Raw genomic sequence first — 12,659 nt, 5'->3', positions numbered from 1 at the left:
AACTAAAATTAATTAGAGTACAAATCGTTAAACAGTTATAAACACACGAAAAAGGACAGATAACATGGATCCCATACTGGAAGTTAAGGGACTGTATAAAGTGTTTGGAGAAGACCCAGAGAGAGCCTTCTCGCTTATCGACAAAGGCGTCGATAAAGACGGTATTTTTGAACAGACAGGTTTAACAGTCGGCGTAAACGATGTATCTCTCACCATAAATGAAGGGGAAATTTTCGTAATCATGGGCCTTTCTGGCTCCGGGAAATCCACCCTTGTTCGACTTCTTAACCGGCTCATTGAGCCGACTAAAGGTAGTGTTTATCTCAAAGGAAGAGATATCGCCCACATCTCCGAGAATGAACTTCGAGAAGTTCGTCGTAATAATATCTCAATGGTGTTTCAAAGTTTCGCACTCATGCCACACATGACGGTGATTGAAAATGCCGCCTTTGGTTTAGAACTTGCCGGCATCGATGTTAATGAGCGTCAGAAAAGTGCCCTTTCCGCCTTAGAAAGAGTGGGTTTAGACCCTTATGCAGAATCTTTCCCTGACGAATTATCCGGTGGTATGAAACAGCGCGTTGGTTTAGCGAGAGCGTTAGCCTGTGATCCTGACATCCTATTAATGGACGAGGCGTTTTCCGCTTTAGACCCATTGATCCGTTCTGAGATGCAAGATGAGCTTATTCGTCTACAGAACGATGACAAACGCACAATTGTCTTCATTTCTCATGATTTGGATGAAGCAATGCGCATTGGCGACCGTATCGCCATCATGCAAAACGGTGAGGTTGTTCAGGTTGGTACACCTGATGAAATATTACACAGTCCAGCAAATGATTATGTCGAAGCCTTTTTCCGCGGCGTAAACATCGCAAGTGTCTTGACAGCAAAAGATATCGCGCGCAAGAAGCCAGCGGCTGTTTTTAAGAAATCGGAAAATGACGGTCCAGGCTCTGCGATGCAGATTCTGATGGATCACGACCGTGATTACGGTATTGTCGTCGATAAATCTAGCCGATATTCCGGCATCGTATCTCTTGATTCACTACGTTTGGCTCATAAAGAAAACCGTTCGTTAGCCAGTGCTCAATTACCGGATGAAGTTACTCTTCAGCCTGATCAGTCAATTAATGACATTTTGGGTCTGGTTGCTGGTGTTCCTTATGCCGTGCCTGTCGTAGATGAGCAAGGAACTTACTTTGGTGTCGTGACTAAATCACGTCTTCTACAAACACTAGATAAGGATTAACACGATGTCTTCAGAGCAAACTAACAATGATCCCTGGTCAAATACTGCTCCTGCGCAAGATGATCCTTGGTCGCAAGGTACAGAGGCCGCGCCAAGTAATGATTGGCTCAACTCAGAAACTGTAGAGCAAGCGCCATTCGATATTATGAACCCATTCCAAGATGCGGTTTTACCCCTCGATAGCTGGGTAGAATCCGGTTTGAACTGGCTGGTGGAACATGGTCGACCTGTTTTCCAAGCAATACGAGTTCCAATCGACTTTATTCTAACGTCGTTTGAAACTGCTTTGGTGTCTACACCTGCGCCTATAATGGTACTCATTTTATTTTTGCTAGCGTGGCAGTTTTCCAATGTAAAACTTGGTTTTTCTACTCTTGTATCCCTTGTTTTCATCGGCCTAATTGGTGCGTGGTCACAAGCGATGACAACGCTAGCACTGGTGTTAACCGCCGTTTTCTTCTGTTTGCTTATAGGGCTACCAATGGGGATATGGTTGGCAAGGAGCCAAACCGCTGCCAAATTTGTTAGGCCAATATTAGATGCAATGCAAACGACTCCCGCGTTCGTTTACCTTGTGCCAATTGTTATGTTGTTTGGTATTGGTAACGTTCCTGGCGTAGTAGTAACGATCATTTTCGCCCTGCCTCCCGTTGTGCGCCTGACTATTTTAGGTATTCAGCAAGTACCTGAAGAGCTTATCGAAGCTGGCCACTCTTTCGGGGCAAACAAAAAACAGATGCTTTATCGCATCCAGTTACCGTTGGCGTTACCAACTATCATGGCAGGTGTAAACCAAACCTTAATGCTGTCACTTTCTATGGTAGTGATTGCTTCAATGATTGCTGTTGGCGGCTTAGGCCAAATGGTACTTCGTGGTATTGGCCGACTTGATATGGGTCTTGCTGCCGTTGGTGGCTTAGGCATCGTTATTCTTGCGATTTTGTTAGACCGTATCACCCAGGTGTTAGGGGTTAATGCGGGCAACACTAAACTTCGCTGGTATCACACAGGTCCTGTTTCATACCTATTAAAACTGAAAACAAAGACGAACCAAGACGATCTAAAACTTAGGAGAAACATCAATGAATAATTCATGGAAGAAAGCGCTCTCTGTTGGAGCTCTAAGTACTATCGCATTTTCAACTTATGGTGTGGCAAGTGAACTACCGGGTGAAGGTGTCACTGTTCAGCCTGTTCAATCAACCGTTGCAGAAGAAACATTTCAAACGTTGATCGTAAACCGCGCACTTGAAGAGCTTGGTTACGATGTTAAACCGACCAAAGAAGTGGACTACAACGTAGGCTACACCTCTATTGCTAAAGGTGATGCTACTTTCTTAGCGGTTGGTTGGTTCCCTCTTCACGCCGATAAGTACACGATGTCGGGCGGTGATGATAAGTTCTTCCGTAAAGGCCAATACGTAAGTGGTGCTGCGCAAGGTTATTTGATCGATAAGAAAACCGCGGAAAAATATAACATCACTAACATTGGTCAGTTAAAAGATCCAAAATTGGCGAAGCTATTCGATGCAAACGGCGATGGCAAAGCGGACTTAACTGGTTGTAACCCAGGTTGGGGGTGTGAAATGGTTGTTGAGCATCAGTTGGATGCTTTCAAACTTCGTGGCACAGTAACACACAACCAAGGTAACTACGCGGCGATTATCGCTGATACGATCTCACGTTACAAAAAAGGCGATCCGATTCTTTACTACACTTGGACACCGTACTGGGTAAGTGGCGTTTTAGTTCCAGGGAAAGATGTTGTGTGGTTAGAAGTGCCATTCTCTTCACTTCCTGGTGAGCGTAAGGACATTGATACGACACTAGAGAACGGTAAGAACTACGGCTTCGAGATGAACTCTATGCGCATCGTTGCCAATAAAGAGTTTACGGAAAAAAACCCTGCTGCTGCGAAGCTATTTGAAATCATCAAACTAAATATCAATGATGTTAGTGCTCAGAATATGATGATGAGCCAAGGTAAGAACAGCTCAGCGGACATCGAGTCTCATGTAAATGGTTGGATCAAAGCGAACCAGAAAAAGTTCGACGCATGGGTCGAAGAAGCGAAGAAAGCCGCAATGTAATCATGCCTTTATCAACCTCTAGAGCCAGTTGGTGTTATCAACTGGCTCTTTTTTTACACAAACGCCCCTCCCCCTTACATAGACATACCAACACTTACACTACTCGACCATAAACCCACATTATAATTCACGTTTATTTCACGCTTGCTTTGCTAAAAACAACACAACATAACAATTAAACTATTCGAATAAATATGAAAAACTTATCAAAGAGCTCTGTGTGGGGGCCTTTGCAGCCAATTGCTGCCTTTTCTTTGTTTTCGCTTCTATTTCTGTCTATCTCAAGAGTTTTGCTAGCTTTTTGGCAGATTGACCGTATTGACTCTCTAAACGACTTAATTTACATCCTAGGTCAAGGTTTGCGCGTAGATATTGCAACGCTTTGCTGGTTATTTATTCTTCCAGCACTGTTTTCAACCTTCATGCCATTAACCGGTAAGATGGGAGAGTGTTGGAAGCGAATATTACGCATATGGATGGTTTTAGGGCTTTGGGTGCTTGTATACATGGAGCTAGCAACAGCGCCATTCATTCAGGAATACGACCTACGTCCAAACCGCCTGTTTGTGGAATACTTAATCTACCCAAAAGAAGTCTTGAGTATGCTCTGGACTGGCTACAAATTAGAACTGTTTATTGGTGCGTTAGGTACAGTTTTAACCATCACTTTAGGTTGGAAGTGGAGTAAGAAACTGACCGATAAGGCGCAGCAGGTCAACTGGAAATGGCGACCACTATTGGCACTTTTCGTTGTTCTTTTTGGGGTTGCAGGTGCTCGCTCATCTTTAGGGCACCGCCCGCTAAATCCTGCTATGGTCGCCTTTTCTAACGATCCACTGCTTAACGACTTAGCACTGAACTCATCTTACTCATTGTTGTTTGCGGTTAATAGCATGAAGTCAGAAAAGAGTGCTGAGCAGTTCTACGGAAAAATGGACACTCAAAAGATGTTGGAATTAGTTCGCACTTCATCAACAAAGTCCGACTTCACCCCTTCATTACTCCCAACCATGAACAGTAACCCCGCGACTTACCAGGGTAAACATAAAAACTTAGTGATTTTGCTACAAGAAAGCTTAGGCGCCCAATTTGTCGGTGCTTTGGGTGGTTTACCTCTAACACCAAACCTTGATGAACTCATGAAGGAAGGTTGGCAGTTCACACAAATGTACGCCACTGGTACTCGTTCTGTTCGTGGAATTGAAGCCGTAACCACGGGCTTTCCTCCATCTCCGTCTCGCGCGGTAGTGAAGCTGAGTAAAAGCCAAACGGGTTTCTTTACCATCGCGGACTTACTGAAAGCTCAAGGCTATCACACGCAATTTATTTACGGCGGTGAAGCCAACTTTGACAACATGAAAACTTTCTTCTTTGGTAACGGTTTTGATCAAATAGTAGAAGAAGACGATTATAACAACCCAAGCTTTGTTGGCTCTTGGGGTGTTAGTGATGAAGATCTATATAACAAAGCAAACGAAGAGTTTGAACGCCTTTCAAAAAGCGACAAACCTTTTTTTAGCTTAGTTTTTACGTCAAGTAATCATAGCCCTTATGAGTATCCAAAAGGCAAAATTGAGCCATACGATTCAGAATATATGACGCGTAACAACGCCGTTAAATATTCCGATTACGCTTTGGGTACTTTCTTTGAAAAGGCGAAAAAGTCATCTTATTGGGATGATACCATTTTCATTGTAATTGCAGATCATGATGCACGTGTTTCTGGCGCTAACCTTGTTCCAGTTAAGCACTTTCACATTCCAGCATTGATCCTTGGTAAAGGCATTCAACCACGTAAAGATGACCGCATAGCAAACAACATAGACATGCCGCCTACACTGTTATCTCTGATTGGGGTAGATGCTAAAACACCGATGATTGGTCGTGATTTAACGAAGCCACTGGCTCGCGAAGATGAACGCGCAATGATGCAATACGACAAAAACTTTGGTTATTTAACGCGCGACAATCTCGTTGTGCTTTCCCCTGGTGAAAAGATATCGACCCTGGCGTACGACTTTAAAGACCAAACCATGAAGCCGCTAGAGGTGGACGAGTCTATTATCGAGCGTGCAAAAGCAAACGCATTATTTGCATCTAAAGCGTATCAAAACAACTGGTATTCTTCCAAACACACTCATTAATACCAATGATTCCGCTGATAAAAAGGAGCTAAACGGCTCCTTTTTCTTATTCTGTCACTTACCTTCGAGAATGTTCTACTGACAACTCCTGTCGTTCCTTTCCGTTAGATTGCCCCTACTGTTTCTAATTGATTAAGGAACAAACCATGCTGACTATCAATTCATTCGTTCTCTACGTTGAGGACATCCACATAAGCCAAGTTTTTTATTCGAAACTGTTCGAACGCAAAGTCACGCAGTTGTCTCCAACCTTCGCCGCTATTCCACTGACCGAAGGCTTAACGTTGACACTCAAGCAAAGAGATAATCTTTCACCCTACAGCGGAATTAGAGGTGGTGGCACCGAGTTGTCTTTATCGGTGCCCAATAGTCATATGCTAGAGCGCATTTACAAGCGCTGGAAAGACCTAGGTGTTGAGTTTGTTCAACCACCAGCGACATCAGTGTATGGGTTAAATTTTATGGCTATCGATCCAGATAAGCATCGCATTCGTGTTTTCATAAATGAATAAAAATGCGTTAAAAATGCTTTTTACCCATTCCCAATGTGACTTCAATAAATTAGACTCAAGGAAACATCAAAAGCGGCGTAGTAATAAGAAGGAATGCCCATGAGCTCAAGTATGATCCTTAGCGAATCCCTAATCGAGAGCGGAAGAGATATCCCCCTCAAAGAACTGCTTTATGCAAAGCGCGTGCTGGATAACTACATGGCAGTAGCCAAAGAAAGTAGCCCGCTTGAGCTATTAACTGAGATGAAATCGGCAGCAAAGCAAGTAGAATACTTTACAACGACGAGTAACCCGTGTGAGGCTCGTAATGTCATCAGTCAGATGATTGATAAAATCGACACCGCGGAATCTTTTGCTTCGTTCAAAGCATTAGCAGGTAAGCCATCTCAAGCACTCAATGAACTAATTGAAGATCGAGCTCAGCTGATTAAACACGAACGAGAGCTCCTGCTCGCCTCAGGCTATGACGCCTCACGAATCTAATATACGCGACAGGCTAAAAGTCATAGCTAACAACGAAAAAGGAGCTCTTAAAGAGCTCCTTTTGCTTTTCAAAACCGGATACAAAAGACTTAAAGGCCGATATCTTCCGTTATTGCTTTGATTTGTTTGAGGTCCATTTTATAGACTTCAATCATTTGATCGACCTGACTTAGTCGTGAATTAGCTTCATCATGTTTATCACACGCGTCCGACTTCACGTCCCAAGATTTGCCTTCTAAAAATACGTCACACTCTTTCTTGAGTTTCTCAATCTTAGGTAATAATTTCGACCGTTCTTTCTCGAGAGACTCTAATTCTTGCGAAATTTTTAGCTCTTTCTGGAATACTTCGCGGGACCGCTCAAACATAGTCGCTTGCATATCCGCTTGACGACTCAACTTCTCATTTTCTGACTTCGTCGTGTTGATCTTATCTGCCTGCTGCTTCAATTGAGACTCTAGTGACAAGTTGACCTTCTCGACCTCAGTCAACTGCTTTTGCAACTTCTTAAGTGCTTTCTGATGAGCTTCATCTTTCGCGGCGAGTAACTCACTAACTTGGTTTTGTATTTCTTGGTCGATCGCCTCTTCACGCACTTTTACTTGAGATGCCAACTGGGTTTTATCTTGCGTTAGTGCTTGATACTTTTCTTCTAATACGTGGTAAGTCGATTCCCACTTGTTCGCAGTGACAACCGATCCAACAAGGCCACCAAATGCCAAGCCTAACACCGCAGCGATTGCGATATAGATATGCGTACGTTTGTCACGCTCTTCAATGACAACTACGTCGTCTTGCTCTTCCATTTTGTTCTGAGAACTCACCGTATACTACTCCAAGGACTCTTTTACTTTGCTAGCGGATCAATTCCGCAAACATAATTGATGCTGTATAAATCAGAAATGCGCCAATTAATGTTATAACGGTCGCTTTTTGGACTTTTTCATTGGTTCGATAACGAAACAACACAAATGCTACTGCAATCAACACCGCAATGGCTAATAATCTGGTCATACCGCCTCCTTGTCCACTCATGAAAAACTGCCTAGGTCCGTAGACTGTTTCACAAAGATTCATTGTAACCCATTTATACGTACCATAAGGTCAACTTAGCGTAGATTTTAAAATAAGTGCTCCGATTTTAATCAATTTTGTGTCCTTAATTGAATAACTTATGTCGTAACGATCGAAACACATTTATCGTTCTGAAGTGTTTTGGGTTCCATTCCCTAACCCAATAAATTTTATTTATGCCGTGACTCGCACAAAAAGATTGGCAAACATACCTTCATGAAAATTGATGAGGTTATTTCATTGAAAATAAATTGACATAGGGTGTTGAAATGGACCAAAAACATGATAGAGTTCACACGTTAATGATGACCAGCATCATTAACTAACCTTTACTCATTTAATTGAGTAATTGTTCCGATGAAGACTGCAGGAGAGTGGTTATTAATCAAATTTTAACATTTGATTAGCATAACTCGCCGAAGAATTAACTATTTCAGGTGCTACCTAGGTAGCGGGGACTGTAGTTGGAGGAACCTCTGGAGAGAACCGTTAAATCGGTCGCCGAAGGAGCAAGTCTTGCACTCACGCAAGGTGAAACTCTCAGGCAAAAGGACAGAGGAGTGGAAAGTTACAACCTAACTATTTTGCTTGGCCTTCCCGCCTACAACCAATAGCTTAGTTCTTTTAGAGATCGTTGATCTCGTCCTTTCCCTCTTCTCCTTATTAGTTGTTTTATTAAGGGGAAATCATGAACAACCTACAATCTTTACTACAAACCATCGATAATTTTGTCTGGGGTCCACCGCTGCTTATTTTGCTAGTAGGTACAGGGGTTTACTTCACTTTTAGCCTTGGCTTGATCCAGTTTAAACACCTCCCAACAGCGCTAGCGATGGTATTCAGTAAAGATAAGTCATCTAATACTCAAGGTGACGTTTCTAGCTTTGCAGCTCTTTGTACTGCGCTCTCAGCAACAATTGGTACTGGTAACATTGTTGGTGTTGCCACAGCAATCAAACTCGGTGGACCAGGCGCTCTATTCTGGATGTGGCTCGCTGCCCTTTTCGGAATGGCGACTAAATACGCCGAATGTTTGTTGGCGGTTAAGTACCGAAGAGTCGATGATAAAGGCCAAATGATTGGTGGCCCAATGTATTACTTGCAATACGGTGTTGGCTCAAAAGCTCTCGCGATCATGTTTGCAGTGTTTGCTTTGGGTGTTGCTTGTTTTGGTATCGGTACGTTTCCACAAGTAAACGCGATTCTGGATGCAAGTGAGATATCTCTTGGTGTTAACCGTGAGCTATCTGCCTTTGTACTAACTCTTTTGGTTGCTTTCGTAACTTTGGGTGGCATCAAATCCATTGCTAACGTTGCAGGAAAAGTGGTTCCTACCATGGCTGTATTTTATGTGTTGGCGTGTTTAAGCGTGATCATCATGAATGCAGACCAATTGTTCAATGCCGTTGAATTAGTGCTGGTTTCAGCCTTTACATCAACAGCAGCGACTGGTGGTTTTTTAGGTGCAAGCATCATGCTGGCAATCCAATCAGGTATCGCTCGCGGTGTGTTCTCAAATGAATCAGGTTTGGGTAGCGCGCCTATGGCAGCAGCAGCAGCGAAGACAGACTCTTGTGTTAAACAAGGCCTAATTTCAATGACGGGTACCTTTTTCGATACCATCATTATTTGTACCATGACAGGCCTTGCTCTAATCCTGACCGGTGCATGGCAAAGTGACCTAGCAGGCGCCGCGATGACGACTCATGCTTTTGCGGTGGGTTTAAATGCAGATACATTTGGCCCTATGCTCGTTTCAATCGGTTTGATGTTCTTCGCTTTTACCACCATTCTTGGTTGGAACTACTACGGTGAGCGCTGCGTTGTGTTCCTGTTCGGAACTAAAGCTGTACTTCCATACAAACTGATTTTCGTTGGCTTGGTGGCATCTGGTGCATTCCTTCACCTCGATATGATTTGGCTACTGGCTGATATCGTAAACGGTCTGATGGCAATTCCTAACCTGATTGGTTTGATCGCACTGCGTCACGTCGTACTGGCAGAAACCAAACTGTTCTTTAGCTCAACATCGCAATCAGGTGAAGTTGAAGCAGTGAAAGCTTAATGAAACGGCAGGTTTGCGGTCATAAACTGTCAGTCACAGAGAGCAAAACACATTAGACATGGTAAAAACACAAAGCCCGCTATTATTTAGCGGGCTTTATTTATCTTCGGTTAAATGGTTAATCTCTCAACCATTGATGCTCAACGTTTTCTCCACGTTCTTCAAAAAACTTCGCATTTTTTTGCTTGAATTGATCCGCTTTCAACTCTGAGAGCGGCCAGTCTAAAAATGCTTCTGTTACAAACGAGTCGCCGACACCAACTTCAATCGATTCCAGATGTTTCCCGATGTAGCGATAAAAGTAGCCTTGCCCAAACGCATCGCACACCATAGGTACATGCCTAACAGGTTGATGATTGACAGAGACCGAAGCCCAAGTTGTCGTTTTAGGTTCACAGGTTTGCTCTTTTACAACGTCAACCTCAAATTTATTGTCCATAGTTGTCGAAACAAAAATGACAATAGCGTCATGCAAATACACACGCCTGAGCAACAACTGTTTAGTATTTTGAGTTCGCGTTTGTTGTATTCCATTAGCAAAAGGCTCGAAGTAGCCCCAGTGCCAAGACCAGATCATGCCGCGTTGCGCAAACTGTACTTGTGGCCACGTATGCCAAGCAACAGCGGCACCTATCCCCACAATAAATACAGCGAGTAGTATCAACAATCGATAAATATTACGCATTAAACGGGTTTTTCAATCAATAACTTCACACCAAGTGCGACTAATACTGCGCCCGTCGCGCCTTCCATCCACTTCATAAAGCTTGCATTCTTTAGTAGATTTTTAGCCGAGTTAAGCGCGCCAGCTAAACCACACTGCCAAACCATCGCAATAGCAAAGTGTACAGATGCCATCATCATTGATTGAAGCAAGGGTGAACCTTCTGGATTCACAAACTGTGGCAAGAAAGCCAAATAGAAGACCGCCGTTTTCGGGTTCAAGACGTTAGAAAGAAAGCCCTCTCTAAAAGAGCGCTTACCATTAAACACTTCGTGAATCTGCTCGGTCACGGTCAATCCATCTTTCGACGACATTAGCGCTTTTAAACTGCTCAAACCAAGCCAGATAAGATAAGCTGCGCCAATCATTTTTACGATTTGGAACAACTCTGCTGATTGCGCAAGAATCGCCGAGATACCAACCGCAGAAAAAAAAGCATGTACGAATAAGCCAAAGCAAATCCCTAGACTGGTTGTACATCCATCTTTTAGGCCCGAGCGGCTAGTGTTACGGATAACAAGTGCAGTATCTAAACCTGGCGTTAACGTTAAAATCGTAATGGCAATAATAAATGCCTCGAAATTCAAAATATCCATATTATCGTGATAATTAATTGTCAATCCTTCATCAATACCGCCAATCCACAAGATTCGCAAGCTTCTTTTTGAAGAGAGCTATACAACTGGGTGAGTTTATGGACAATGGGTTGGAGTTAATTGTTAATTATTAGTAAATTAACGCAGGTTGCTTAGTGCAACACCATATGAAGGACCCGTTATCGGGTGTTTAGGGAAAGAACAAAAGAATAAGAGTAGTCACATGAACGCATTTACAAAACTCGTTGAACATTCCAAAAAAGTGGCAAATTTTGAGCATCTATCTGCCATCATAGATTGGGATCAAGCAGCGGTCATGCCACCTGGTGGCGCTGAAGCACGCTCGAATGCCGCGGCAGAGCTCGATGTACATATCCATTCTTTAATGACTCAACCGCACTTGGGAGAGCTTTTCGCTCAGGCAGAAGAAGAGACGCTGTCTACAAAAGAAGAATCTATCCTAAGAGAAATGAAGCGTGGGTGGCAGCAAGCTAACTTACTACCAGAATCATTAGTTCAAGCTCAATCTCTTGCTGGCTCCAAATGTGAACATGCATGGCGTACGCAACGTGGAGAAAATGACTGGGCTGGTTTTGAAAAGAACTGGGCTGAAGTCGTAAAGCTATCGCAGGAAGAAGCGCAAATTAGAGCCGAAGCAAACGGCACGACTCCTTATGATGCCATGCTCGATGTTTATGAACCTGGCACAACGTCTGCGTCGTTAGACATTCTTTTTGCTGACGTGAAAACCTGGCTTCCTACTTTGATCGATGAAGCGCTTGAAAAACAACAATCAGACAACATCTTATTGCCAACTGCGCACTACCCTGCGGAAAAGCAAAAAGCGCTCGGTTTGGAAGTCATGAAGCTACTTCAATTCGATTTTGAACACGGTCGACTTGATGAGAGTACCCACCCATTTTGTGGCGGTGTACCGACAGATGTGCGTATTACGACACGTTATAATGAAAACGAGTTTGTCCAATCATTGATGGGAATTGTCCACGAAACTGGCCATGCTCGATACGAGCAAGGGCTACCAAAAGATTTATCAGGAACACCCGCGGGAGAAGCTCGCTCTATGGGTATTCATGAATCACAATCACTCTTCTTTGAAATGCAAATAGGACGAAGCAGCGCGTTTATCGATCACCTCGCTCGACTGGCTTCTAACCATTTTTCTGGTAGTGAATTCGAAAAAGACAATTTAGCCAAAATTTACACTCGCGTAGAAAAAGGCTTTATTCGCGTAGATGCTGACGAACTTACATATCCTGCTCACGTTATTCTTCGATATGAAATTGAGCGAGATCTCATGAACGGCGTCATCAAACATACAGATGTACCAGAACTCTGGAACGAAAAGATGAAAGCGTACTTGGGGCTATCAACCGAAGGAAACTTCAAAAATGGCTGTATGCAAGATATCCATTGGACAGACGGAAGTTTTGGCTATTTCCCGTCCTATACGCTCGGTGCGATGTACGCTGCACAATTTATGGCAGCAATGAAACAAACCGTCGATGTAGATGCGGTTATTCGTTCTGGCGACTTAGCTCCGATATTCAATTGGCTCTCGGAAAACATCTGGAGTAAAGGTAGCTTATTCACCACTGATGAGTTGGTAAAACAAGCCACGGGTGAAACACTGAATGCTAAACACTTTCAAGCTCACCTAAAAGATCGCTACTTATAAAGCGAAAAGAATAGAAAGTAAAA

Annotated in this window: 12 protein-coding genes and 1 riboswitch; of the genes, 8 read left to right on the top strand and 4 right to left on the bottom strand. The window is 43.3% G+C overall.

The genetic code is table 11. The features are described from left to right. Window positions 1-64 precede the first annotated feature (64 nt). The 6 genes from proV (at window position 65) to R7F07_RS10495 (ending at window position 6,481) form a co-directional block, all read left to right on the top strand. On the top strand, window positions 65-1,252 hold the full coding sequence (proV, locus tag R7F07_RS10520) for a glycine betaine/L-proline ABC transporter ATP-binding protein ProV (RefSeq protein WP_017633996.1): 1,188 nt from the start codon (window positions 65-67) through the stop codon (window positions 1,250-1,252). Between the two features lie 4 nt (window positions 1,253-1,256). Beyond that, window positions 1,257-2,342, top strand: coding sequence for a glycine betaine/L-proline ABC transporter permease ProW (gene proW / locus R7F07_RS10515; protein WP_005377778.1), 1,086 nt, complete (start codon window positions 1,257-1,259; stop codon window positions 2,340-2,342). Continuing rightward, window positions 2,335-3,342, top strand: coding sequence for a glycine betaine/L-proline ABC transporter substrate-binding protein ProX (gene proX, locus R7F07_RS10510; RefSeq protein ID WP_005377779.1), 1,008 nt, complete (start codon window positions 2,335-2,337; stop codon window positions 3,340-3,342). The genes proW and proX overlap by 8 nt, the downstream gene beginning before the upstream one ends. Before the next feature lie 194 nt (window positions 3,343-3,536). Continuing rightward, a complete protein-coding gene (locus tag R7F07_RS10505; RefSeq protein ID WP_017633995.1) occupies window positions 3,537-5,486 on the top strand; it encodes an LTA synthase family protein in 1,950 nt (649 codons plus the stop codon). A gap of 146 nt (window positions 5,487-5,632) precedes the next feature. Beyond that, window positions 5,633-5,998, top strand: coding sequence for a VOC family protein (locus R7F07_RS10500; protein WP_005377781.1), 366 nt, complete (start codon window positions 5,633-5,635; stop codon window positions 5,996-5,998). Between the two features lie 99 nt (window positions 5,999-6,097). Continuing rightward, entirely contained in the window at window positions 6,098-6,481 is a 384-nt protein-coding gene (locus tag R7F07_RS10495) for a hypothetical protein (RefSeq protein WP_005377782.1), read from the top strand. A gap of 89 nt (window positions 6,482-6,570) precedes the next feature. Here the strand turns inward: R7F07_RS10495 and R7F07_RS10490 are convergent, their stop codons facing one another. Then, window positions 6,571-7,305: a chromosome partitioning protein ParA gene (locus R7F07_RS10490; protein WP_025998562.1), complete on the bottom strand. Its 735-nt coding sequence runs from the start codon at window positions 7,303-7,305 to the stop codon at window positions 6,571-6,573. 31 nt (window positions 7,306-7,336) lie between these two features. Beyond that, window positions 7,337-7,495, bottom strand: coding sequence for a hypothetical protein (locus tag R7F07_RS10485; protein ID WP_005377784.1), 159 nt, complete (start codon window positions 7,493-7,495; stop codon window positions 7,337-7,339). Between the two features lie 526 nt (window positions 7,496-8,021). Then, a riboswitch (glycine riboswitch) is annotated at window positions 8,022-8,121 on the top strand. Between the two features lie 122 nt (window positions 8,122-8,243). On the opposite strand from R7F07_RS10485, the gene R7F07_RS10480 reads away from it, so the two are divergent. Then, window positions 8,244-9,620, top strand: coding sequence for an alanine/glycine:cation symporter family protein (locus R7F07_RS10480; protein ID WP_005377785.1), 1,377 nt, complete (start codon window positions 8,244-8,246; stop codon window positions 9,618-9,620). Between the two features lie 118 nt (window positions 9,621-9,738). Here R7F07_RS10480 and R7F07_RS10475 read toward each other — a convergent pair whose 3' ends face one another. Next, window positions 9,739-10,305, bottom strand: a complete 567-nt coding sequence (locus R7F07_RS10475; protein WP_171343230.1) for a threonine transporter RhtB — start codon at window positions 10,303-10,305, stop codon at window positions 9,739-9,741. Next, the gene (locus R7F07_RS10470; RefSeq protein WP_017820932.1) at window positions 10,305-10,940 is read right to left on the bottom strand and encodes a LysE family translocator; all 636 of its coding nucleotides are present in this window, start codon (window positions 10,938-10,940) and stop codon (window positions 10,305-10,307) included. The genes R7F07_RS10475 and R7F07_RS10470 overlap by 1 nt, the downstream gene beginning before the upstream one ends. A 223-nt stretch (window positions 10,941-11,163) precedes the next feature. On the opposite strand from R7F07_RS10470, the gene R7F07_RS10465 reads away from it, so the two are divergent. Then, window positions 11,164-12,636: a carboxypeptidase M32 gene (locus tag R7F07_RS10465; protein WP_053306903.1), complete on the top strand. Its 1,473-nt coding sequence runs from the start codon at window positions 11,164-11,166 to the stop codon at window positions 12,634-12,636. The last annotated feature ends 23 nt before the right edge of the window (window positions 12,637-12,659 follow it).

Origin of the sequence: Vibrio sp. YT-16 (assembly GCF_033337405.1) — a bacterium.
Taxonomy (GTDB): Bacteria; Pseudomonadota; Gammaproteobacteria; order Enterobacterales; family Vibrionaceae; genus Vibrio; species Vibrio alginolyticus.
This window is presented reverse-complemented; position numbering and strand designations above follow the sequence as displayed.